Origin of the sequence: Polaribacter porphyrae (genome assembly GCF_002954685.1) — a bacterium.
Lineage (GTDB): Bacteria > Bacteroidota > Bacteroidia > Flavobacteriales > Flavobacteriaceae > Polaribacter > Polaribacter porphyrae.
Window position 1 is genome coordinate 1816635 of the sequence record NZ_MSCN01000001.1, and the last position, 23183, is coordinate 1839817.

At 28.9% G+C, this 23183-nt stretch carries 24 protein-coding genes; 19 read left to right on the forward strand and 5 right to left on the reverse strand.

Going from position 1 to position 23183, the window contains the following annotated elements; all coding sequences use genetic code 11:
• Positions 1 to 204 precede the first annotated feature (204 nt).
• From BTO18_RS08135 to BTO18_RS08205, 16 genes are all read left to right on the forward strand, one after another.
• On the forward strand, positions 205 to 462 hold the full coding sequence (locus BTO18_RS08135) for a hypothetical protein (protein WP_146106896.1): 258 nt from the start codon (positions 205 to 207) through the stop codon (positions 460 to 462).
• 74 nt (positions 463 to 536) lie between these two features.
• Entirely contained in the window at positions 537 to 1376 is an 840-nt protein-coding gene (locus BTO18_RS08140; protein WP_105015745.1) for a helix-hairpin-helix domain-containing protein, read from the forward strand.
• Positions 1377 to 1457: 81 nt separating this feature from the next.
• Positions 1458 to 1748 (forward strand): hypothetical protein, encoded by a 291-nt coding sequence (locus BTO18_RS08145; RefSeq protein ID WP_105015746.1) that lies wholly within the window; start codon positions 1458 to 1460, stop codon positions 1746 to 1748.
• A gap of 121 nt (positions 1749 to 1869) precedes the next feature.
• On the forward strand, positions 1870 to 2532 hold the full coding sequence (locus BTO18_RS08150; protein WP_105017531.1) for a TetR family transcriptional regulator C-terminal domain-containing protein: 663 nt from the start codon (positions 1870 to 1872) through the stop codon (positions 2530 to 2532).
• Between the two features lie 5 nt (positions 2533 to 2537).
• Complete coding sequence (locus tag BTO18_RS08155; RefSeq protein WP_105015747.1) at positions 2538 to 3848, forward strand: ABC1 kinase family protein; 1311 nt, start codon at positions 2538 to 2540, stop codon at positions 3846 to 3848.
• A 43-nt stretch (positions 3849 to 3891) separates the two neighbouring features.
• Positions 3892 to 4497 carry a uridine kinase gene (udk, locus tag BTO18_RS08160; protein ID WP_105015748.1) on the forward strand — a complete coding sequence of 202 codons (606 nt, stop codon included), beginning with the start codon at positions 3892 to 3894 and terminating at the stop codon, positions 4495 to 4497.
• The gene (locus BTO18_RS08165) at positions 4498 to 4818 is read left to right on the forward strand and encodes an FtsB family cell division protein (protein WP_105015749.1); all 321 of its coding nucleotides are present in this window, start codon (positions 4498 to 4500) and stop codon (positions 4816 to 4818) included.
• Positions 4818 to 6164, forward strand: a complete 1347-nt coding sequence (locus BTO18_RS08170; RefSeq protein WP_105015750.1) for a methylmalonyl-CoA mutase subunit beta — start codon at positions 4818 to 4820, stop codon at positions 6162 to 6164. The genes BTO18_RS08165 and BTO18_RS08170 overlap by 1 nt, the downstream gene beginning before the upstream one ends.
• The gene (gene scpA / locus BTO18_RS08175) at positions 6157 to 8244 is read left to right on the forward strand and encodes a methylmalonyl-CoA mutase (protein WP_105015751.1); all 2088 of its coding nucleotides are present in this window, start codon (positions 6157 to 6159) and stop codon (positions 8242 to 8244) included. The genes BTO18_RS08170 and scpA overlap by 8 nt, the downstream gene beginning before the upstream one ends.
• A gap of 2 nt (positions 8245 to 8246) precedes the next feature.
• Positions 8247 to 9389 (forward strand): PDDEXK nuclease domain-containing protein, encoded by a 1143-nt coding sequence (locus tag BTO18_RS08180; protein ID WP_105015752.1) that lies wholly within the window; start codon positions 8247 to 8249, stop codon positions 9387 to 9389.
• Positions 9390 to 9428: 39 nt separating this feature from the next.
• Positions 9429 to 9965 (forward strand): hypothetical protein, encoded by a 537-nt coding sequence (locus BTO18_RS08185; protein ID WP_146106897.1) that lies wholly within the window; start codon positions 9429 to 9431, stop codon positions 9963 to 9965.
• Between the two features lie 22 nt (positions 9966 to 9987).
• On the forward strand, positions 9988 to 10695 hold the full coding sequence (locus BTO18_RS08190) for an SH3 domain-containing protein (protein ID WP_105015754.1): 708 nt from the start codon (positions 9988 to 9990) through the stop codon (positions 10693 to 10695).
• A gap of 12 nt (positions 10696 to 10707) precedes the next feature.
• Positions 10708 to 10878, forward strand: coding sequence for a hypothetical protein (locus tag BTO18_RS17640; protein WP_170063249.1), 171 nt, complete (start codon positions 10708 to 10710; stop codon positions 10876 to 10878).
• 88 nt (positions 10879 to 10966) lie between these two features.
• A complete protein-coding gene (locus BTO18_RS08195; protein ID WP_105015755.1) occupies positions 10967 to 12487 on the forward strand; it encodes a GH3 family acyl-acid amido synthetase in 1521 nt (506 codons plus the stop codon).
• Positions 12488 to 12781: 294 nt separating this feature from the next.
• Positions 12782 to 14044 carry a putative DNA modification/repair radical SAM protein gene (locus BTO18_RS08200; RefSeq protein ID WP_105015756.1) on the forward strand — a complete coding sequence of 421 codons (1263 nt, stop codon included), beginning with the start codon at positions 12782 to 12784 and terminating at the stop codon, positions 14042 to 14044.
• Between the two features lie 130 nt (positions 14045 to 14174).
• On the forward strand, positions 14175 to 14951 hold the full coding sequence (locus BTO18_RS08205; RefSeq protein ID WP_105015757.1) for a TIGR03915 family putative DNA repair protein: 777 nt from the start codon (positions 14175 to 14177) through the stop codon (positions 14949 to 14951).
• Here the strand turns inward: BTO18_RS08205 and BTO18_RS08210 are convergent, their stop codons facing one another.
• The 3 genes from BTO18_RS08210 to BTO18_RS08220 all read right to left on the reverse strand — a co-directional run bounded on the left by BTO18_RS08210 (position 14952) and on the right by BTO18_RS08220 (position 17601).
• Entirely contained in the window at positions 14952 to 16667 is a 1716-nt protein-coding gene (locus BTO18_RS08210) for an FAD/NAD(P)-binding protein (RefSeq protein WP_170063250.1), read from the reverse strand.
• Positions 16667 to 17233: a hypothetical protein gene (locus tag BTO18_RS08215; protein ID WP_105015759.1), complete on the reverse strand. Its 567-nt coding sequence runs from the start codon at positions 17231 to 17233 to the stop codon at positions 16667 to 16669. The genes BTO18_RS08210 and BTO18_RS08215 overlap by 1 nt, the downstream gene beginning before the upstream one ends.
• Before the next feature lie 116 nt (positions 17234 to 17349).
• On the reverse strand, positions 17350 to 17601 hold the full coding sequence (locus tag BTO18_RS08220) for a type B 50S ribosomal protein L31 (RefSeq protein WP_105015760.1): 252 nt from the start codon (positions 17599 to 17601) through the stop codon (positions 17350 to 17352).
• A gap of 209 nt (positions 17602 to 17810) precedes the next feature.
• Between BTO18_RS08220 and BTO18_RS08225 the strand changes: the two genes are divergently transcribed.
• Together BTO18_RS08225 and BTO18_RS08230 are read left to right on the forward strand one after the other, a co-directional pair.
• On the forward strand, positions 17811 to 18848 hold the full coding sequence (locus BTO18_RS08225) for a glutaminyl-peptide cyclotransferase (protein WP_105017532.1): 1038 nt from the start codon (positions 17811 to 17813) through the stop codon (positions 18846 to 18848).
• Positions 18849 to 18892: 44 nt separating this feature from the next.
• Positions 18893 to 20401, forward strand: a complete 1509-nt coding sequence (locus BTO18_RS08230) for a hypothetical protein (protein WP_105015761.1) — start codon at positions 18893 to 18895, stop codon at positions 20399 to 20401.
• 307 nt (positions 20402 to 20708) lie between these two features.
• Here the strand turns inward: BTO18_RS08230 and BTO18_RS17485 are convergent, their stop codons facing one another.
• Entirely contained in the window at positions 20709 to 20921 is a 213-nt protein-coding gene (locus BTO18_RS17485) for a hypothetical protein (RefSeq protein WP_146106898.1), read from the reverse strand.
• A 235-nt stretch (positions 20922 to 21156) separates the two neighbouring features.
• Positions 21157 to 22431: a metal-dependent hydrolase family protein gene (locus BTO18_RS08240; RefSeq protein WP_105015763.1), complete on the reverse strand. Its 1275-nt coding sequence runs from the start codon at positions 22429 to 22431 to the stop codon at positions 21157 to 21159.
• A 68-nt stretch (positions 22432 to 22499) separates the two neighbouring features.
• Between BTO18_RS08240 and BTO18_RS08245 the strand changes: the two genes are divergently transcribed.
• Complete coding sequence (locus tag BTO18_RS08245; protein ID WP_105015764.1) at positions 22500 to 23180, forward strand: SDR family NAD(P)-dependent oxidoreductase; 681 nt, start codon at positions 22500 to 22502, stop codon at positions 23178 to 23180.
• Positions 23181 to 23183: the final 3 nt, after the last annotated feature.

Below are 23183 nucleotides of genomic sequence, written 5' to 3' on the forward strand. Positions count from 1 at the left end.
TTAAGATATGGTTTTCAATGATTTACACGGTTTTTTCTCAACAAATCTAACCACAATTATTTGTGATAATCAGAGAAATCCATGTCAGTTTTTTTCCATATAAGTAAAATCTGTATCAATAAAACTTCCTGTCATCAACTTGTAACTCATCTGTAACTCGTACTTCTTATGTTTGCATCAAAATTAGAATTAAAACTAAAAAAAATGAAAACAATACATACGAACACAATTAAGAAACAGGCTTTAGAATTAAATAATAAAGCATTAAAAACTACAGAAAAGGTTGTTTTAACTTCTATTGACAAAATAGAAAAGGTTCAAAATAAAACTGATGAGTTATTAAAAAAAGGATTTAATTTTTCAGAAAAACAACAAGACAAATTATTTAACAGCCTAGAAAATAGTAAAAAAATGATTTGGAAAAACTTGAACAAAGGGTTAGATTTTTTTAGCAAAAACTAATCTGTAACTCATCTGTAACTCCCCAAACTTATATTTGTACAAAATTAAATAATAAAGACATAAAACAATATATTATGGCAACAAAGAAAAGCAAAAAACAAGATAAATTAGGAAAAGCAAAAGCAATCGTTAAAAAAATAAATAGCGATTTAATTGATGCATCTTTCAACGCTATTGAAACTACTGTAAAAACAGGAGAAAAATGGCAAAAATTAACAGCAAAATTGGTTAAAAAAGCAGAACCATTAACAAAACAACAAATTAATATGGTTGTGGAAACTGCAGAATCTATTAAAGGTCAGTTAGAAACTAGTACAGAGCGTTTAAAAACATTAGTAGGTTATGATCCTGAAATGTTAGAAAATGCCAAAAAGAAGGTTACTGAACATCCTTTAGTAGAAAAAGCTGAAGAAATGAAAGACAAGTTAGAAAAAGAAGTTTCTAACAATAAGTATGTAAAGAAAGCAGAAAAAATGTCTGAAAAGTTAAAGAAAAATAGTTCTGAAACTATTGATGATGTAAAAGGTAAAATTGAAGATTATACAGAAGATGCTTTAAATACAGTTAACGAAAAGTTAGACGATATTAAGCCAACAAAAACTAAAAAAACAGCAAAGAAAAAAGTAGTAAAAAAAGAAGTTGTTGTTGAAGAAAAAATAGTTGTAGAAAAAGTTGAACAAAAAGATGATTTAAAGGTAATTAAAGGAATTGGACCTGTATTAGAAAAATCTTTGAATGAGTTAAATGTTACTGCTTACAGCCAAATTGCAAAAATGACGATTAAAAACATGACCAAATTATTAAATGATGCAGGTATTAATGCAAAGATTTATGATTTATCTGGTTGGAAAGCACAATCGAAATTAGCATTAAAAGGAGACATGGAAGCAGTTAAAAACTGGGAAAGAAAGTAATTAATTTAAGTTTAAATAATCCTGTTTTCAATAAAATTTTATTGAGAATAAATTATTAAAACATACAAAAAAAGTAAAATTATGAGTACTAAAAAAACAAAAAAAGTAAACTTTACTAAAAAAGTAAATACAGCAATAGAAACTGTTAAAACTTCTGCAAAAAAAGCTAATGATTATGCTTTAAATACTACAGAAGATGTTGTTACAGAAACAATAACAATAGCTAGCCAATGGCAAAAAGTAGCTAATAAAGCTTTAAAAGGTGGAGTTCAGTTATTAGATAATCAACAAAATTTAGTGTTAGACACTTTAGAGTCTTACAAAAAACATTTTGTTAATGGAAAAAAGAGATTTAGCAAAATATTTGCTTAATCAAGTTCCCCACTATTACAATAAAACCAAGTTAAAATTTAACTTGGTTTTTTGTTTTTATAGACCTGTATTTTCTTTTAACCACAAAACGTTTCGTATTTTTGTATTATACTATATTTATATGGCAAAAAAGAAAAAAGTCTCTAAACTAGACATCCTTACTTTGTATATGGATTTGGTTTCTGAAAACCAACAAAAACCAAATGATGTTGAAGATTTTTGCAATCAAGTAAATTTAGATGAGGATAGTTTTTATTCACATTTTAAATCACTAAAAAAAGTAGAAAAAACCATTTTCAATGAGCTTTTTAAAAACTCTCTAGAAGTTTTAGTAGAAAGTGAAGAGTTTTTATCTTTTGATGGCAAAAACAAATTATTGAGTTTGTACTTCACTTTCTTTGAAAATCTAAACTTAAATAGAACTTATATAGAAGTAGTTTTAAAAGGATGTAAAAGCCAATTAAAATCTTATAAAACGTTATCTAGCCTTAAAAAGAGTTTTATTCAATTTGTAGACGGTTTGCAACTAACAGAAAGCATCTTACCAATTGACGGATTGGAAAAAATACAATCTAATGTAATTAATCAATCATCTTGGGTACAATTACTAATTACCATTAAATTTTGGTTAGAAGACACGTCTGAATCTTTTGAAAAAACAGACATATTTATCGAAAAATCAATCAATACTAGCTTCGAACTTATAGAAAACAAATTCCTAAAAAATGTCTTTGACTTGGGGAAATTTGTGTACAAAGAAAAATTCCAAAAAAATACGGATTAAAAAGTATGAAAAAAGCCAGTAGAATTCCGATTTCAAAAATACAAAGAGCCTCTAAACTAGTAACTACAGGTGCAAAAGTTGGTGTAAATTACCTAAAATATTATGGTAATAAAATTACTGAATCTGAAGAAGTTGCAAGAGAAAAACTAAACAAAGACAATGCAGAAGACATTTATGATAGCTTAAAAGACTTAAAAGGAAGTCCTTTAAAAGTTGCTCAAATGTTAAGCATGGAAAAAAGTATATTGCCTAGAGCTTATGTAGAAAAATTCTCTTTAGCACAATTTTCTGTACCTCCACTTTCTGAAGCTTTAGTTTTAAAAACATTTAAAAAGAGTTTTGGAAAATTTCCATCAGAAATATATGATATATTTGATGCAAAAGCATTTAATGCTGCAAGTATTGGGCAAGTTCATAAAGCAGAAAAAGATGGTAAAAAATTAGCTGTTAAAATTCAATACCCAGGAGTTTCAGATAGTATAAAATCAGATTTAGCACTGCTAAAACCTTTTGTAATCAGAATGTTTAATATGAAAGGAAAAACTTCTGATGAATATTTTTTTGAAGTTAAAGACAAGCTTTTAGAAGAAACAGATTATATATTAGAAGTTAAACAGAGTAAAGAAATTGTAAATGCTTGTAAAAATATTAATCATCTTGCTTTCCCTAATTATTATTCGGATTTATCGTCAAAACAGATCATAACCATGGATTGGATGGATGGCATTCATCTATCAGAATTTACAGATAACAACACCAATCAAGAATTAGCCAATCAAATTGGTCAAGCCTTATGGGATTTTTATATGTTTCAAATTCACAACTTAAAAAAAGTACATGCAGATCCTCATCCAGGTAATTTTTTAGTGTCTAAAAAAGGCGAGTTGATTGCACTTGATTTTGGGTGTATGAAAACCATTCCTTTAGAATTTTACAATCCATATTTTGTATTAGCAAAAAAAGGAACTTTAGACAATGAAGAACTTTTTGTTGAAAAAATGTACGAATTAGACATTCTACGAAAAGAAGACCCAAAAGAGGAATTTGAGTTTTTTAAAGCAATGTTTCACGAAATGCTATCTATTTTCACGCAACCTTTTCATGTAGAAGAATTTGATTTTTCTGATGCTGAATTTTTCGGAAAAATTTCTGAATTTGGAGAACGTTATTCCAAAAATACAGAATTACGATCTTACAACGCTAGCAGAGGTTCAAAGCACTTTATTTATATGAATAGAACCTTTTTTGGTTTGTATAATTTAATGTTCGATTTAAAAGCTGAAAATATAAAGATTAACAATTTCATCAATTTGTAAAATCTTACTACTTTTATAGCTGTAATCAACAAAAACTTACAGCATGTTAATTATTGGTATTGCAGGTGGAACTGGTAGTGGAAAAACAACTGTAGTTAATCAAATCGTAAAACATTTACCTCCTGATGAAGTTTGTGTAATCTCTCAAGATTCATACTACAAAGCAACTGATAATTTATCTTATGATGAGCGTACAAAAATTAACTTTGATCATCCAAGAGCAATAGATTTTGAGTTATTAATTAATCATTTAAAAGAGCTTAAGAAAGGTAAAACTATAAACCAACCTGTCTATTCTTTTGTAACACACAACAGAACTAAAGATACTGTAAAAACACACCCAAGAAAAGTTCTTATTGTTGAAGGAATTCTGATTTTTAACAGTGAAAAATTACGTGATTTATTTGACATTAAAATATTTGTTCATGCAGAGACAGACGAACGTTTAATACGTAGAGTTCGAAGAGATGTCGCAGAAAGAGGTAGAGATGTAGACGAAGTTTTAAACAGATACCAAACCACATTAAAACCTATGCATCAGCAATTTATAGAACCTACGAAAAATTTTGCAGATATTATTATTCCAAATGATAGGTATAATACTGTTGCTATAGATATTGTAAGAAGTGTAATAAATGAGCGTTTATAGATGAAATTTTTAAAAAATTTAAAAAATCATTTTATTTTTAAATTGATTACAAATGTGTTTGTAGTTATTTTAATTCCATATATTATATGGATGCTTTTTTTTGATGAAAACTCTTATTTAGTACATCGTAAATTTGATAAAGAAGTTGAAGAATTAGAAAACTCAATTTCTTATTATAAAGACAAGATTAAAAAAGATAAAGAAACGATTAAAAAACTACAAGATTCTTTAGAGCTAGAGCGTTTTGCAAGAGAAAAATATCTAATGAAAAAAGAAAATGAAGACATTTATATTATCGAATTTGATACCATAAAAAAGTAATGAGCAAATTTTTGTTTGATGATTTTAATGCTGTTTCACCAGCTGCTTGGAAACAAAAAATTCAAGTAGATTTAAAAGGTGCAGATTACAACGAAACCTTACTTTGGCAAACTGACGAAGGCATAACTGTAAAACCTTTTTACACAAAAGAAGACAGAACAAACGCCAAAATAAAATTACCAAAAAAAGGTTTTAACATCTGTCAAACCATTTTTATTGATGATGAGAAAATAGCGAATTCAATTGCAGTTGATGCCATAAAACGTGGAGCAACCACTATTAAATTTAGAGCTTCAAAAACTTTTAACCCAAAACCTCTACTAAAAGGGTTTCCTGGTGATACACCAATTTATTTTCAACTTTCGTTTTTAAATGCTGATTTTCAAATAAAACTCGCTGAATTCTGCCATTCAGAAAATACATATATTCAAACAGATATTATTGGTAATTTAGCTGAAAGTGGAAACTGGTTTACGAACCTAAAAAAAGATCATCTACAATTAGAAAAAATAGTTGCTTCTGCCGATAATTGTATTTCAGTTTCTGGAGATTTGTATCAAAATGCAGGTGCAAATATTTCGCAACAATTAGCCTATACTTTAGCACACGCAAACGAATATTTAAATCATTTTGGTGGAGTAATTGCAAACAAAATCAGTTTCAATTTTGCTGTAGGTAGCAATTACTTTTTTGAAATTGCCAAATTAAGAGCATTCCGAATTTTATGGACATCACTCTTAAATGAATATGATGTAAAAAATGTTGAGGCACATATTTTGACACAACCGAGTCTGCGTAACAAAACATTATACGATTATAATGTAAACATGTTACGAACCACATCTGAATGTATGAGTGCAATTTTGGGTGGTTCAAATACTGTTTCTAATGTTGCTTATGATACAATGTATCATAAATCTAATGAATTTGGAGAACGAATTTCTAGAAATCAGCTCTTAATTTTACAGCAAGAAAGTGAGTTGGCAGAAGCTCAAAATTTTGCTAATGGAGCTTATTATATAGAATCCGTTACAAATAAATTGGCAGAAAAAGCTTTGAGTATTTTTAAACAACTAGAAAAAGCTGGCGGTTTTTTACATCAGCTGAAAGCTGGAACAATTCAAAAGAAAATTTCGGAATCAGCTTTAAAAGAGGAAGAAAAATTTAATAAAAATGAAATTGTTTTATTAGGTACAAATATGCAAATTAATAAAGCTGATGAAATGAAGCAAAACTTGCAATTGTATCCTTTTGTAAAAAAAAGACATGTCAAAACATTAATCACTCCAATTGTCAGAAAACGACTTTCTGAAACTGTAGAAAAACAACGTTTAGACAATGAGTAGAAAAGATGTATCAAAAATAAAAATTCAAAATTCAGATGTGTCATTTCGAGCGCAGTCGAGAAATCTTGAACCTAAAACTTTCGAACACGAAAGTTTTGTAGCAGGAATTGCTCCAAATTTAAGAGGTCCATATTCAACAATGTATGTTCGCAGACCTTGGACGATTAGACAATATGCAGGATTTTCTACAGCAGAAGAAAGCAATGCATTTTACAGAAGAAATTTAGAAGCTGGTCAAAAAGGACTGTCTGTGGCTTTTGATTTGGCTACACACAGAGGTTACGATTCTGACCACGAACGTGTACAAGGAGATGTTGGTAAAGCTGGAGTTGCTATAGATTCTGTAGAAGATATGAAGGTTTTATTTGACCAAATTCCTCTGGATAAAATGTCGGTTTCAATGACCATGAATGGTGCTGTTTTACCCATTTTAGCTTTTTATATTGTAGCTGCAGAAGAGCAAGGAGTTGCTCCAGAATTGTTATCAGGAACTATACAAAATGATATTTTAAAGGAGTTTATGGTTAGAAATACGTATATCTACCCTCCTTCTCCATCAATGCAAATTATTGCGGATATTTTTAAATATACCAGTAAAAATATGCCAAAATTCAATTCGATTTCTATTTCTGGTTATCACATGCAAGAAGCTGGTGCAACTGCAGAAATTGAATTGGCTTATACTTTAGCTGATGGTTTAGAATACATCAAAAAAGGATTGGAAACAGGAATGGACATTGATGCTTTTGCACCAAGATTGTCTTTCTTTTGGGCAATTGGAATGGATCATTTTACAGAAATTGCAAAAATGCGAGCAGCAAGAATGTTGTGGGCTAAAATTGTAAAGCAATTCAACCCAAAAAACCCGAAATCGTTAGCTTTAAGAACACATTGCCAAACAAGTGGTTGGTCTTTAACAGAGCAAGATCCTTTTAATAATGTGGCTAGAACAACTATAGAAGCTATGGCTGCTGCTTTTGGTGGCACACAAAGTTTACATACAAACGCTCTGGATGAAGCAATTGCTTTACCTACTGATTTTTCTGCAAGAATTGCCAGAAATACGCAAATCTATTTGCAACAAGAAACCCATATTACAAAAACTGTTGATCCTTGGGCTGGCAGTCATCATCTTGAAAAATTGACGGAAGACATCGCCAATAAAGCCTGGGAGCTAATTCAAGAAGTGGAGGATTTAGGAGGAATGACCAAAGCTATTGAAAAGGGAATTCCAAAATTAAGAATTGAAGAAGCTGCTGCTAAAAAACAAGCTAAAATTGATAGTGGACAAGATGTAATTATAGGTGTAAATAAATATCAGCTCAAAGAAGAAGAACCATTACATATTTTAGAGGTTGATAACGAAGCTGTTCGTAACTCTCAAATAGAACGTTTACAACAACTAAAAGCAACAAGAAACACTGCTGAAGTTAAAAAATCTTTAGTAGCTTTGACGACAGCAGCAAAATCTAGTGAGGAAAATCTTTTAGATTTAGCAGTAAAAGCAGCCAAAAATAGAGCTACATTAGGTGAAATTTCTGATGCTTTAGAAACTGTTTTTGGCAGACATAAAGCTGTAACTAAAACCATTTCTGGTGTGTATAGTAAAGAAATAAAAGACGATAAATTATTTAAACAAGCTTCTGAATTAGCAGATAAATTTGCTGAATTGGAAGGTAGGCGTCCACGAATTATGATTGCCAAGTTAGGGCAAGATGGTCACGATCGTGGAGCAAAAGTGGTTGCTACTGGTTATGCAGATTTAGGTTTTGATGTAGATATTGGACCATTATTTCAAACTCCACAAGAAGCTACCAAACAAGCCGTAGAAAACGACGTGCATATTTTAGGTATTTCTTCTTTAGCTGCAGGTCATAAAACATTAGTACCACAAGTAATTGCTGAATTAAAAAAATACGGACGAGAAGATATTATGGTAATTGTAGGTGGTGTAATACCTGCACAGGATTATCAATATTTATTTGATGCTGGTGCTGTAGGTGTTTTTGGTCCAGGTACAAAAATTGCTCAAGCTGCTATTGACTTAATTACGATTTTGATTGATAGTGTTGTGGAATAATTATGACAAACAAACTCGCAAATAAACAATTTCATCAACAGATTGTACAACTTTTACAAGCTGCAAAAAGTCAGGTTGTTCGTTCTGTAAACCAAATAATGGTGCTTACTTATTATAAAATTGGTAGAATGATTGTTGAAGAAGAACAAAATGGAAAAGAACGTGCTGACTATGGAAAAGAGGTTTTAAAAGAACTTTCTAAAGTTTTAACAAAACAATTTGGTCGAGGTTTTTCAGTCGATAATATAGAAAATATGCGCAAGTTTTTTCTTGCGTATGGAAAATCCGAAACACTGTCTCGGATTTCTAAAAATCAAATATCCGAAACAACGTCTAGGAAATTGACAAACCAAAAACAACAGACACTGTCTACTAATTCTGAAAACAAGAAAATGCAAACAGTGTCTGCGGAATTCAAAAGTAGAAAACAGCAGACACTGTCTGACCTTTTCACTTTGAGTTGGTCTCATTATTTAAAATTAATGAGAATTGACGATGAAAACGAACGTAAATTCTACGAAATTGAAGCTCATAAAAATAATTGGAGCGTTAGAGAATTAAAGCGTCAGTATGATGCAGCTTTGTATACAAGACTAGTTTTAAGCAGAGATAAAGACCAAGTAAAAGAGCTTTCTGAAAAAGGTTTAGTTGTTGAAAAACCACAAGACATTATTAAAGACCCTTATATTTTAGAGTTTATTGGTCTGCCTGAACATTCTAAATATTCAGAAAATGATTTAGAAACAGAACTCATTAGCAAACTCGAAGATTTTTTATTAGAATTAGGCAATGGTTTCACTTTTGTAGCCAGACAAAAAAGAATTTCTTTTGATGAAAAACATTTTAGAATCGATTTGGTTTTTTACAACAGAATCCTAAAATCTTTTGTTTTAATTGATTTAAAAATTGGTGAATTAAAACACAAAGATATAGGACAAATGCAAATGTATGTCAATTATTATGATAGAGAAATACGTTTAGATGATGAAAACAAAACCATTGGACTTATCTTATGTAAAGACAAAAGCAAATCTGTTGTAGAATATACGTTACCCCAAAATAACGAACAGATATTTGCGAGTAAATACAAAACAATTTTACCAAGTGAAAAAGAATTAAAGTTGTTGATAAATGATAAAATGTAATATTCTTTTTGATTTTATTATTAGATAATGATGCCAAATATGAAAAAGTCTTTCTTAATTTATCTATCAATCCTTATCTTTTTGTGTCAAAATTCTTTTGCTCAATCTTCTGGAACTGCAGAATTCTCATTAACTTTTAAATTTGCTAAAAATATTCCTGTTGAAAAACTAGATCTGCATTACAGTTATACAAATGGTAATACTTTTTATAAAATCAATTATAAAGTCGACACAAAAAAGAATCGACTTACCCTATTTGTAAAAAACCATTTTATTTATGGTGTAACGTTTCCTACAATTATTTTCACCTATAATGAACAATTGTATGATAACAATTCAGAAGAAAAAATTGAAATTAAACGTCAATACTATTTTATCACCAAAAAAACAGAATATTATAAAGAAGCTTATAAAATTAAGTACAAATTCAAAAATGAATTACCTAATATTATAGTAGAAGCTATTAATAAAGATCAGGCAAAATACAATGTTAAAAATATAGCAACACTAGCTTGGGAAGGAAGAAATTACCATTTAAGTAATAGGATGGTAAAAATTAAAAAATTAACTAAATAGTTAATCTACATGTAATTAAATTATGAAGAAAGGTATTCTTTTAATGTGCATTTTGTTTTTTAATAATATCAATTCTCAATCTATATCTAATGATGAATCTTATTTAGATAATGATTTCTGGGAATTTAAAATTCGATTGGCAAATTGTGTTATTAAAAAAGACAAAGAAGCTCTTAAAAACTTACTGTATGATAAAGTTCTAGACTGCTGGGATGCTTTTGATTGTGCTGGACCTGAAGGTTGCAATAAAGAACAATTCATCAATACATTTTTTAAAACTAAAAAAAGTAAACATTGGGATATTCTCCAAAAATCAATTCAAATAGGTTTTCGCAAAGTTGTAGATACTACTAATTATAAACACATTAACATTAAAAGAGACACAGTTGTCTTTGAAGCTCCTTCATTTTCAAAAGATTTTGTTACAAACGATGCTTCTAAAGTTATAATTCTAGCAGAAAATCTAAATTTGAGAAAAAATCCGACTTTAAAATCAACAATTTTAACCAAAATATCTTATGGTGCCTACAATTGTGAAATAGATGAAAATGGTTCAATTACAACCTATTTTGGTGATAAAATAGAATGGATTAAAATCTCGCTAAATGATGGAGTTACTGGTTATGTATCTAAAAAATTCACATCAGCTTATCTAGACAGAAAAATTAAAGTGGCTAAAATTAATGGCGAATGGAAAATTATAATGTATCTCTGTAATTTAAATATTTAGAATATAGAATAAATGAGAAAAATAAATTACTATTTTTTAATAACTATAGGAATTGTCAGTCTATTTATAGGTGTTTTTTCTTTAGTAAAAGGTGGCGATTTTAATGCCTATTTCTACGCTATTTTTATCGGTGTTGTTTTAATTGGTACAACTTACTATAACAATCAGCAGAAAAATAAGTGATTTACCACTATCAAATGAATTCACTTTTAAACTGTTCACGTTAACAATAACCTTATAAAATTATCAACTTTGTTAAAAATCAACAATTATGGCAATTTTAGGAAATATTATTAAGGGAGTAATCAACTTAACAGATACACTTACATCAGAAAAAAATCCAGTAGAAGCACAGCAAGAAGTTTTAAAAAATCTTTTACAAACTGCGAAAAACACAAAATTTGGAAAGAAACATCATTTTGAAACCATTTTGATGAGTGATGATATTCAAGAATCATTTGCAGATGTTGTTCCTTATTTCGACTACAATAAAATTAATGAAAAATGGTGGTCTCAATTACATGAAGGTAAAGAAGATGTAACTTGGCCTGGAAAACCTTCCTACTTTGCTTTAAGTTCAGGGACTACAGGAAAGACTAGTAAACGAATACCTGTTACTGATGAAATGATTGAAGCCATAAAAAATGCTGGAATCAAACAAGTTCTGGCTTTAAATAATTTTAATTTACCCGCAGATTTTTTTGAAAAAGAAATCATGATGTTAGGTAGCTCTACAGATTTACAAGAAAAAAACGACCATTTAGAAGGAGAAATTAGTGGAATAACAGCCAGTAATATTCCTTTCTGGTTTAAAGGATATTATAAACCTGGAGAAAATATTGCAAAAATTGACGATTGGGATGAACGTGTTTCTCATATCGCAAAAAATGCTAAAAATTGGGATATTGGAGCCTTAAGTGGAATTCCTGCTTGGATAGAATTAATGCTACAAAAAGTAATTGAATATCACAATGTAGATAACATTCACGAAATCTGGCCAAACTTAAAAGTATATACTTCTGGTGGAGTTGCATTTAGTCCGTATGAAAAAAGCTTTAAAGCCTTATTAGGCAAACCAGTAACTGTAATTGACACTTATCTAGCTTCTGAAGGTTACATTGCAACACAAACAAGACCAGAAACAGATGCAATGCAATTAAATTTTGATAACGGAATTTATTTTGAGTTTGTACCTATGAATCCAGATTATATAAAACCAGATGGTTCTTTAAAGAAAAATGCACCTTCAATTTCTATAGAAGATGTGCAATTGAATCAAGATTATATTTTAATTATCAGCACAGTTTCTGGTGCTTGGCGTTATTTAATTGGAGATACTATTGCTTTTACAGATATAGAAAAAGCAGAAATTAAAATTACAGGTCGTACAAAATTCTTCTTAAATACTGTTGGTTCTCAACTTTCGGTGAATAAAATGGATGATGCTATTCAGACTCTAGAAGAAAAATTTAATACCAAAATATCAGAATATACCATTTGTGCCAAACGTTTTGAAGATGGCGAATTTTATCATTCTTGGTATTTGGGTTCAGATATAACTGCTGATGAAAATGAAATTGCTGATGCTTTAGACAACGCTTTAAAAGAAGCAAACAAAAATTATAAAGTGGCCAGAAGTAAAGCTTTAAAAGGTGTAAAAGTAAATGTGATACCTGTTGATAAATTTCACGCTTGGAGTGATAAAAACAAGAAAAAAGGTGGACAAGTAAAGATGGAACGTGTAATGAAAGAGAAGAAATTCAAAAAATGGGAAGCATTTGTAAATTCATAAAAATCAATCAAGATTATTCTATTTTTTTTGAAGCTATTTCCAGCTTTCACTACTCACTTTTTTTGCTAAAAAAAAGCAAAAAAGAGTTCAGACAAACCGTTCAATCTGGGCTAAACCAATCTATTAGCTTTTAGAATTACAAACTCTTTATTTCATTATTTAACAACTTTCATTTTGTGGAAAAGTATTCTAAACCTTCGTCTTTGGTAGTCCTAATTTGATTAATTTGTAGCGAGAAATTTTAAATTTTACCAAATATTTAAAATCGTACAATCTCATCATTATCAAATTAATATGTCTTTTGAACGCACTTTAGAAAAACTCAAAATTTTGGCAGATGCTGCTAAATATGATGTTTCTTGTTCTTCAAGTGGAAGCAAAAGAACAAACATTAATAAAGGTTTAGGAGACTCTACAGGAATGGGTATTTGCCATTCTTATACAGAAGATGGCAGATGTGTTTCATTACTCAAAATTTTATTAACAAATTACTGCATTTTTGATTGTGCTTATTGTGTAACCAGAAAAAGTAACGATGTAAAAAGAGCCGCTTTTAAAGTACAAGAAGTTGTAGATTTAACCATCAATTTTTATAGAAGAAATTATATTGAAGGGTTATTTTTAAGTTCAGGTATATTTAAAAGTGCAGATTATACAATGGAACGTTTGGTGGCTGTTGCTAAAAAATTACGATTAGAAGAAAATTTTAACGGTTATATTCATTTAAAATCTATTCCTGGGGCTTCTGATGAATTGATGCGTGAAGCTGGTTTGTATGCAGATCGTTTGAGTGTAAACATAGAAATACCAACAAAATCTGGTTTAAAATTATTAGCACCAGACAAAAATTTCGATGATTTTAAAAAACCAATGGAAAAGGTTAAGAATGAAATTATTCAATACAAAGCCGAAAAGAGAATTATAAAAAGCACGCCAAAATATGCTCCTGCAGGCCAAAGCACACAAATGATAGTGGGTGCAAGTGGCGAAAATGATTTTCAGATTTTAAAAACTTCTGAACATTTTTACAAAAATTACAATTTAAAACGCGTTTATTTTTCGGGTTATGTACCAATTTCTTATGATGATAGATTACCAGCAATAGGAAGTGAAGTGCCAATGTTAAGAGAAAACAGATTATATCAATCTGACTGGTTAACTCGTTTTTATGGTTTTCAAACCAATGAAATTGTCAACTTAAAGCATCAAAATTTAGATTTAGATATTGACCCAAAATTGAGTTGGGCATTAAGAAACTTGCACGAATTTCCTGTAGATGTGAATAAAGCTAGCAAAAGAATGTTGGCAAGAATTCCTGGAGTAGGTATGAAATCTGTAGCTAAAATTTTGATGGCAAGAAAATATAGAAGATTAAATTGGGATCATTTAAAGAAAATAGGAATTGCATTTAACAGAGCTCAATATTTTTTAGTTTGCGATAGTAATTTATTTGAAAGAAGAGATTTAACAGCTGCTAAATTGAAAGGTTTAATTTTAAAAAACTCAAACAGTAAATATGATAAATTATTAAGCCCTCAATTAAATTTATTTGAGTAAAAACACTCTCCTTACAGAATTAACTTGTCATTCAGAACGAAGAACGAAGTGAAGAATCTCAACTCTTTTTTGTGAAATTTCTCCACGAAATCGAAATGACAGACCATTTTTTTAATTATTGAAAAATAAAATGCAAGAAAAAACATTAATTTACGATGGTACTTTTGAAGGATTTCTATCCTGTGTTTTTTATGTTTTTGAATACAAATTAAATCAAGTTACTATTCAAAATCAATATGTAATTCAGAATAGTTTTTTTGCTAAAAATGAAACCATTTTAACTGATAAAGAAAAGTCAGATCGAGTTTGGAAAGGTTTAAAAACAAAAGCGTCTAGCGTTTCTACAACAAAAATTTATTATGCCTTTTTAAGTGAACAAAATGGAATTGAAAATATCTTATTAGATAACATTAAACACATTTTTAATCATAAAGAAAAAGTAGATACCGATTTTACACAACCTAGTATCTTAAAAACTTCGCAGGTTGCAAAAAATGTAAGTAGAGAAAAACACAGAATGGAAGCTTTTGTGCGTTTTAGATTAACAAAAGATAATATTTATTTCTCAAATATTGAACCAGATTTTAATGTATTGCCTTTGATCTCCAAACATTTTAAAAGCAGGTATGCAGACCAAAAATGGATTATTTATGACATCAAAAGAAGTTATGGTTTGTATTATGATTTAGAAACACTGGATTTTATCAATCTTGATTTTCCAGAACATTTTGATTTTACAAAAACAAATTCTGATTTCTTTTCTGACCAAGAATTTGATTTTCAGAAATTATGGAAAGACTATTTTGACAGTACTAATATTAAAGAACGTAAAAATATGAAGTTACATATTAGGCACATTCCAAAACGTTATTGGAAATATTTGAGCGAAAAACAACCAAATATCTAATTATATTCTGCTAACTAAACCTTTAGCCCAATCATTAACTCTCGGTCCAAAACATTCTAAAATTGCATCAACACCAATTACACTTCCCTTGGCTAATCTCCCTAAAACTGAAATGGATGCATTTGTTTTTTTATCATCAAAAATTATAGTTCCATTTGTGTTGGTATGAATGCCTAATTTTGAATGAATTGGTTGTATCACATCATTTCTCAATAAATTTTTAATAATTGGAGTATTCACTTTCAGCAATTCTGGAGAACTTAAAACACTATCAATAATACAATCTACTCTTATTTCATGATTGTCTTTTTCAAATATCCATCCATTTTTGGTAAACTGAATATTTGGATTATCAACAACAGAAAAATCTAAAATATTTGCTTTGTGCAAAGCCAATAATTGTTGCATACTTTCTAGTGGAGGCCCATAAGAATAGCGTTTCATTTTCTCATCAAATTGAATTACATCTGCAATAATTTCTTCTGAAATAGCAGCGTGAGAAAATGATTTGTATAATGTTGGCTGGCAATGACGAATAACTTGACCCGCACAAAAGTCTAAAGAAATTTTCTTTTTACCACAAGCCATTTGCACATAGTTGTAGATTAACTTTTCAGTAGGAATATTTGTTTTTTGTATTAGTTTATGCTTAAATTCTTGGTTGGTAAGCCACTTAAAAATTACATTTTTTATATCTTCTTCAGTTAAATCATCTTCTTCTCTTCTGTAATAAATATTTAAAAAGATATTAGCAGTAATTTTTGCATATTCTTCAATTAAAAATGAATTATCTCTTACATTTTCTTTATTATTTGCGACTTCTCTAATTCTATTTTCAAAAGCTTTCAACTGTTCTTTAGAAACAGCAAATTGATTATCTATTTTTTCTGATAATGGTTTAGGTATAACAGGTAAACCGTCTAAAGAGTATGGAATTATTTTATTTGGTATTTTGTTTGATGTTTTAAATTCAGATTCAAAATTCGTTGGTTTTTTATAAACAAACTTCCCTCCATTACCTATGGTTAATGCTCTTACAGCATCTATCATAGCTAAACCAAAACCCCTAATGGCTATATTTTTATTTTCCGCTTCAAAATCAATAATCTTTTGAATAGGATAAACATTAGGTAAACAAATGAAATTACCATTTAAAGCATTTTCTTGATATTTTTTAATGTCTTTTGGTATTTCTGTAGTTTGATGCCCAATAGTTAATAAAACTTCATCAAATTCATATTGGTTTTTATCAATATCTTTAAGAATTAGTTTTTCTTTTTTCTGATTGATATCAGTAATTAGAGTATTATAAGTTTGAACACAGTTTTCTTTTTCTAAAACTTTTAAAATAGATTTACATCTCTCTTTTAAATAATTTCCTATTTTGTTTCTTGGAGGAAAAGTATCTACATCTTTCTTATCAGCTCTATCGTTTTCAAAACACCAATCAGTATAAGATGGAAAATTTGGAATTACAAATTGTTGGTAGTTTATTTCATTCCTGCCTTGTAAATCCTGTAATCCTCTTTCAGAAATATTTACCAGGTTCAAATCAGCTTGTTGTGTATCCCAAACTTTCCCTGAACCTAATTCCTTATGAGTTTCAAAAAGAGAAATATCGATTTTATTAGAAGTTTTAATTTTAGATAATTCTAAAAATAGGTTTTCTAAAGCATGTAAACCTCTTGGTCCAAAACCTACTATGGCTAGTTTCATCATAAAATTTTTAATTCTTTTGATTTTCTATCTTCCACCAAATACATAATTTCTTCTGGTGATAAATAATACCTTTTCATTCTATTTTTATAAGTTTCGGAAATTTCTGCATGATTTAAAATAAAATTTTTCGTTTTTAAAATATACTCTTCCATTTTATGTTTTACTGCAAAACTATCAGCAGCCCTTTCTGCTTCAATAATGTGGTTTTCTGAAAACAAATATTTTAATCCAAACCAAATTAAATTCCATTTATTTCTATTTTGATAATCCATAATATGGCCTAGTTCGTGACCAATCCAACCAATAAAAATATCTCTAGGAATATCAATTGTAGAAAACTCTCTACCAGAAATTTTAAACTTTTCACTAATCAGAATTAAATATTTTCTATCTTTTTTTGATTTAAAAAAGCTATCAAAAGTAGGTCTAGCTTGCATTGTAGATTTTTTAATATTCTTCTTAAACTTAAATTCAATTTGTACATCTTTTAACTGTGGATAATACTCTAAAGCTACTAATACTCTATCTTTTATCTGTTTGGGTATTAAGTGTGTATTTTTCATATTATTACAATATAGTTTTAGTTATAAAAATATCTTTGCTCTTATACCTTACTTTTTAACTCAAAAAAAAAGACCTCAACATTGTTGAAGTCTTCTATATTTTATAGAAACAAAAATTACTTTTTGAATTTTGCGTATTTGTTTTTAAACTTATCAATACGTCCTGCAGTATCAACTAATTTAGATTTACCTGTATAGAAAGGGTGAGAAGTTCTAGATATCTCTAATTTAATTAAAGGATACTCTGTACCATCTACATCTAAAGTTTCTTTTGTATCTGCAGTAGAGCGTGTTAAAAACACATCTCCATTAGACATATCTTTAAATGCTACCAATCTATAATTTTCTGGATGAATTCCTTTTCTCATTTTATAATATTTTAATACTTTAATGTTATGTTTGCATAGAGTAAAGTTGGTAAGGTTTTACTCAAAACTCTAAATAAACAAAAATCTATTTTAGAGGATGCAAATTTAATGATATTTTTTAATCTACAAATAAATTAATTGTTTTTATTTACATTTCTAAAATTTATGTTTAAAATATGATACAGAACACTTTAAACAAATTCAAAACCATGAAAAAGATTTTATTTTTCGCAACATTAACCATACTAATAACACTAATTTCTTGTGATAAAGCTTACAAGTTTAAATTAGAAGTTGTAAAAAAAACAACATTAAACAAAAAAATTACTGCCAAATTGATAGAAGTAGACAACCAAAATGTAGATAGTGTGCAGTTTTATATCAATGGTAAAACTGTTGCTACTAAAGATAATACTACAATTATAAATACTTCAGATTTAGGAATTGGAAAACATATTATATCTGCTGTTGCATTTTATCCTAATAATGCAAAAAAAGTAAATAACTCTTTTGAAATTTTTGCAAGTAAAAAGTATGAAACTTACACCTATGAAATAGTTAACGAATACCCTCATGATACTAATGCATACACTCAAGGTCTAGAGTATTATAATGGTTTCTTATATGAAACAACTGGTAGAAGAGGACAATCAACTTTAAGAAAAGTAGATATTAAAACTGGTAAAGTTTTACAATCTATAGCTTTAGACAAAAAATACTTTGGTGAAGGCATGACTATTTTAAACAATAAGATTTACTGGCTTACTTGGCAAGCTAAAAAAGGTTTTGTCTATGATTTAAAAACCTTTAATTTAGAAAGAGAATTTAATTACAATAATAGTACTGAAGGTTGGGGATTAACTAATAATGGAAGAGAACTTATAAAATCTGATGGTACTCATAAAATTTGGTTTTTAGATCCTGAAACCTTGAAGGAAAAAAGATATATTCAAGCATATTCAACAGATAAAGCCGTAAAAGATTTAAATGAATTAGAATTAATAAATAACAAGCTGTATGCAAACAAATACCAAAAAAGTATAATTACTATTATTAATCCCAAAACAGGAGCTATTGAAGGTTTGGTAGATTTAAGACCATTAGAAAAAGAAATGGCAAAAACTCAAAAACTAGAACCGCAAGATGAGGTTTTAAACGGAATAGCTTATGACAAAGAAAACGACAGACTTTTTGTAACTGGTAAGAATTGGGGGAAACTTTTTGAAATCAAATTGACTAAAAAGTAATAAACGAATCATTTTAAAGTTCTATTTTTATACAAAATTGATGTATGCGTTATTTTATCACTTTTATAATTTGTGTTGCTCTTATTTCAGTAAGTTCTTGTAGAAAAGATTTTTCTACCATACCTAGTTTTGGAAATTTAGAGTTTTCTAAAGACACCGTTTTTTTAGATACAGTTTTTACAAATATTGGTTCAGCCACGTACAATTTAAAAGTTTACAATAGAGGCAATAAAGACATAACAATCCCAAAAATTAACCTTGAAAATGGTGTGAATTCTAATTATCGATTAAACGTTGATGGTATTCCTGGCAAAGAATTTAATGATATTGACATTCTTGCAAAGGACAGTATTTTTGTTTTTGTAGAAACAACAATCAACATAAATGCTGTTACAAATCCTTTATATACAGATCGAATTTTGTTTGATACAGGTACAAATCTACAAGATGTAGATTTGGTAACTTTAGTACAAGATGCAAATTTTATTTTTCCTGCAAAAGATGCATTAACCATGAAAATTGATAGCCTCACTTTAGATGGACAACCTACTACTATTAAAGGTCGATTTTTAACTGATGCCGAGCTTACAATTACTAAAAACAAACCAACAGTAATTTATGGTTATGCTGCTGTCCCTGCAAACAAAACACTAACTATAGAGGCTGGGGCAAATATTCATTTTCATAATAATTCTGGTTTAATTATTGATGATAAAGCAACTCTAAAAGTAAACGGAACTTTAACTGAAAAAGTAGTTTTTGAAGGTGATCGATTAGAAAATTCTTTTAGTAGAATTCCTGGTCAATGGGGCACAATTTGGATGCGTGCAGGAAGTAAAGACAACGAAATAAAGCATGCTCAAATCAAAAATGGAATAATTGGGATTCTTATTGATAGCATTGGCACACCTTCTACTCCAACTTTAAAATTAGAAAGTTCAGAAATTTATAACAATTCTAACTTTGGTATTTTAGCAAGAGAAACCAATATTGAAGCTCACAATGTAGTTATTGGTTCAGCTGGGCAAGCATCTTTGGCAGCTACCATTGGCGGTACTTATAATTTTACACATAGCACTTTTGCCAATTATTGGAATAATGGTATAAGACAACTTCCTGCTGTGTTGGTTAATAACTTTTTCACTTTTCAAGATGTTAATGGCCAAGAAATTACTCAAACTAGAGATTTAAAAGCTGCTAATTTTACTAATTGTATTTTTGATGGTAATAACAACATTGAATTTGTATTAGATAAAGTAGATGGTAGTCTTTTTAATTATAGTATCGAAAACTGCATGATTTCTTTTACTGATAATAGCAATACTTTTGATGGTGTTGTAGAATTAGATTTTGAAAATAATACCAACTACCAAAACATAATCTTAAATGGCTTTGCCAATTTTAGAGATACTCAAAAAGAAGATTTTATTATAGGTGAGAACTCTGACGCAATCAATAAAGGTAAAACTACACTGTTTACTTTTGATATTTTAGGAAAAGATAGAACTACAAACCCAGCAATAGGAGCCTATCAAAATATTACTTTTGATTAGCCTTAACTGTTTTATAAGTAAATGAATAAAAGTTTTTTAATGCAACTGAAAACCACAATAAGACAATAATCCATGTTGTAAAGTGCTTTTTAAAAACCTCAATAAAGTTTATTGCATAACCAGTTCGTAATTCATTTATTATAATCACCACTGCTAGTATCACCCAAAAAAGATTTAAATATCTTGTTTTCATTTAAAATAACTTTATGGGGGAACTCTTTGATAAGTAAAGGTACAAATAATAAACCCTTTATATCACAAATGCGTGTTAATTCTAATGCAATAGAATGAAAAAAATAAAATTAAGTTAGTCTAATTTTATTTTTTCTGAAGAAGTTTTTAATCTAATAAAATATTGACATAAATTAGTAATAGCTATAAAAAACCATATACTTCTATATATCCAAGAATTAATTTCGAAACCTAATATATTGGTCATTGATTCTCCTTTAAATAAACTAGTAATACAAATAATCATTGCAAAAAGACCCCAAATCAAATCCCTTATTTTATTTCTCATATTTTTTAAATAATAATTCCTGCTTTATAGGCTTGCTCTCCAATGAAAGATCCAAAATGATACATAAAGCTGATAAGTAATATCGAAGCATAAACATATATTATTTTTTTCTTATGAGATTTCTTTTTAACCTCTTTTAATAAGAGATATGCACTAATGAATAATAGAAAATATATAATCATGGTTGTTAAGTTTATTTAGTTAGTAGTTATTCTTGTGTAATTGTTACAAAAAATCACTTTTTATAAACAATTCCATTTTTCATAACAAAAACTACATTTTCCATAGTAGCAATATTTTTTGTAGGATCATCGTCTACTGCTATTATATCTGCAAAAAAGCCTTTATTTATTTGCCCAATTTCATTGTCCATTTTTAACAACATCGCATTTGTAATGGTTGCAGATTGTATAGTTTCCATAGCTGGCATCCCAGCTTCTACCATAAATCCAAATTCTTTTCCATTATCTCCGTGTTTAAAAACACCTGCATCAGTTCCGAATGCAATTCCAACTCCTTTTTTATAAGCTTTTGCAAAAGTTCCTTGAATTTGTGGGCCAACAGCTAATGCTTTTGGCACAACAATTTCTGGGTAGAAACCTGCAATTTTTGCCTTTTCTTCTACTTCTTTTCCTGCAGTGATTGTAGGTACTAAATAAGCATCGTGTTTTTTCATTAGCTCCATAGTTTCGTTACTCATATAAGTTCCATGCTCTATGGTTTTAACGCCTCCAATAATGGCTCTTTGCATACCTTCATCTCCATGAGCATGTGCAGCTACATGCATTCCATAATCTTTTGCTGTATCGCAAATCGCTTTTACTTCTTCTATAGTAAACTGTGGATTATCTCCTGATTTTGCAACACTTAACACACCACCTGTTGCAGTGATTTTTATACAATCTGCACCATTTTTATAACGTTGACGAACTGCTTTTTTAGCATCTTCAACAGAATTTACTACACCTTCTTTTGGTCCAGGATTCCCAATTAACTTTCTACTACTTCCGTTTGTTGGATCTGCATGACCTCCTGTTGTTGCCAGGGATTTGCCTGCAGTAAATACTCTTGGACCTGGAATTTTACCTTTATTTATAGCATTTCTAACAGATATGTTTACTCCAGTTCCTCCTAAATCTCTAACAGTAGTAAAACCATTTAATAATGTTGTTTTTGCAAATCCTACTGAATTAAAAGCAACATCCGCCTCATTTAGAATAAAACTATTTAATCTTGTATTTCTATCAAACTCTTGCTCTATATGAACATGCATATCAATTAAACCAGGCATTACAACTTTATTCCTTAAATCAATTAATTTTCCTCCTTTGGGCATAATATAACCATCCATTACATCAACAATTTTATTTTCTTTTACTAAAATTGTTTTTTTAGTGTTTATTTTACCAGATTTTGTATCAATTAATTTACCACATAAAATATAAGTGGTTTGTGCTGTTATATTTTGCATAAAAAGAAAGGCAATAAAGAGAAGAACTATTTTTTTCATTTGTTTGATTTTAATTCTTAAATGTATGAAAATTTAAGTAGATTGCTTTCTCAAAATATTTAATCTGAATGAAAAACGTTGTTATTACAGGCACAAGTAGAGGTATTGGGTTTGAACTTGCTAAATTGTTTGCTGAAAATGGTCATCAAGTATTAGCAATTTCTAGAAATACAAAACCTTTATCTACAATTCATCACCCTAATATTAAGGTAATTTCTATTGATATTTCTAAAGATGATGATATTGATAAAGTGGTTGATTTTGTGAAAAACGATTGGAAAAAAGTAGATATTCTTATTAATAATGCTGGAAAACTAATAAATAAACCTTTTACAGAACTTACTTCTGATGACTTTTTAGAAGTATATAAAGTAAATGTTTTTGGGGTAGCTTCTTTAACAAAAAGTATGATTCCTTTTTTAAAAAAAAACAGCCATGTAGTTACCATTAGTTCAATGGGAGGCATACAAGGAAGTATGAAATTTCCTGGATTAGCTGCATATTCATCTGCAAAAGGTGCAGTAATTACGTTATCAGAATTATTAGCAGAGGAATATAAAGAGCAACAAATTGCATTTAATGTTTTGGCTTTAGGAGCTGTACAAACAGAAATGCTACAAGAAGCATTTCCTGGTTTTAAAGCTCCAGTTTCTGCTAAAGAAATGGCTAATTATATTTTTAATTTTGCATTAAATGATCATCAATTTTATAACGGAAAAGTATTACAGGTGTCTTCAACTACTCCGTAAAAT

Excerpts from the sequence above, each read along its gene's own strand:
- BTO18_RS08190 (WP_105015754.1), top strand. The coding sequence starts at position 9,988 with ATGAAGAAAGGTATTCTTTTAATGTGCATTTTGTTTTTTAATAATATC.
- udk (WP_105015748.1), top strand. The coding sequence starts at position 3,892 with ATGTTAATTATTGGTATTGCAGGTGGAACTGGTAGTGGAAAAACAACT.
- BTO18_RS17640 (WP_170063249.1), top strand. The coding sequence starts at position 10,708 with ATGAGAAAAATAAATTACTATTTTTTAATAACTATAGGAATTGTCAGT.
- BTO18_RS08200 (WP_105015756.1), top strand. The coding sequence starts at position 12,782 with ATGTCTTTTGAACGCACTTTAGAAAAACTCAAAATTTTGGCAGATGCT.
- BTO18_RS08140 (WP_105015745.1), top strand. The coding sequence starts at position 537 with ATGGCAACAAAGAAAAGCAAAAAACAAGATAAATTAGGAAAAGCAAAA.
- BTO18_RS08210 (WP_170063250.1), bottom strand. The coding sequence starts at position 16,667 with ATGAAACTAGCCATAGTAGGTTTTGGACCAAGAGGTTTACATGCTTTA.
- BTO18_RS08215 (WP_105015759.1), bottom strand. The coding sequence starts at position 17,233 with ATGAAAAATACACACTTAATACCCAAACAGATAAAAGATAGAGTATTA.
- BTO18_RS08185 (WP_146106897.1), top strand. The coding sequence starts at position 9,429 with ATGAAAAAGTCTTTCTTAATTTATCTATCAATCCTTATCTTTTTGTGT.
- BTO18_RS08220 (WP_105015760.1), bottom strand. The coding sequence starts at position 17,601 with ATGAGAAAAGGAATTCATCCAGAAAATTATAGATTGGTAGCATTTAAA.
- BTO18_RS08165 (WP_105015749.1), top strand. The coding sequence starts at position 4,498 with ATGAAATTTTTAAAAAATTTAAAAAATCATTTTATTTTTAAATTGATT.
- BTO18_RS08245 (WP_105015764.1), top strand. The coding sequence starts at position 22,500 with ATGAAAAACGTTGTTATTACAGGCACAAGTAGAGGTATTGGGTTTGAA.
- BTO18_RS08150 (WP_105017531.1), top strand. The coding sequence starts at position 1,870 with ATGGCAAAAAAGAAAAAAGTCTCTAAACTAGACATCCTTACTTTGTAT.
- scpA (WP_105015751.1), top strand. The coding sequence starts at position 6,157 with ATGAGTAGAAAAGATGTATCAAAAATAAAAATTCAAAATTCAGATGTG.
- BTO18_RS17485 (WP_146106898.1), bottom strand. The coding sequence starts at position 20,921 with ATGAGAAATAAAATAAGGGATTTGATTTGGGGTCTTTTTGCAATGATT.
- BTO18_RS08230 (WP_105015761.1), top strand. The coding sequence starts at position 18,893 with ATGCGTTATTTTATCACTTTTATAATTTGTGTTGCTCTTATTTCAGTA.
- BTO18_RS08155 (WP_105015747.1), top strand. The coding sequence starts at position 2,538 with ATGAAAAAAGCCAGTAGAATTCCGATTTCAAAAATACAAAGAGCCTCT.
- BTO18_RS08195 (WP_105015755.1), top strand. The coding sequence starts at position 10,967 with ATGGCAATTTTAGGAAATATTATTAAGGGAGTAATCAACTTAACAGAT.
- BTO18_RS08170 (WP_105015750.1), top strand. The coding sequence starts at position 4,818 with ATGAGCAAATTTTTGTTTGATGATTTTAATGCTGTTTCACCAGCTGCT.
- BTO18_RS08135 (WP_146106896.1), top strand. The coding sequence starts at position 205 with ATGAAAACAATACATACGAACACAATTAAGAAACAGGCTTTAGAATTA.
- BTO18_RS08145 (WP_105015746.1), top strand. The coding sequence starts at position 1,458 with ATGAGTACTAAAAAAACAAAAAAAGTAAACTTTACTAAAAAAGTAAAT.
- BTO18_RS08180 (WP_105015752.1), top strand. The coding sequence starts at position 8,247 with ATGACAAACAAACTCGCAAATAAACAATTTCATCAACAGATTGTACAA.
- BTO18_RS08240 (WP_105015763.1), bottom strand. The coding sequence starts at position 22,431 with ATGAAAAAAATAGTTCTTCTCTTTATTGCCTTTCTTTTTATGCAAAAT.
- BTO18_RS08225 (WP_105017532.1), top strand. The coding sequence starts at position 17,811 with ATGAAAAAGATTTTATTTTTCGCAACATTAACCATACTAATAACACTA.
- BTO18_RS08205 (WP_105015757.1), top strand. The coding sequence starts at position 14,175 with ATGCAAGAAAAAACATTAATTTACGATGGTACTTTTGAAGGATTTCTA.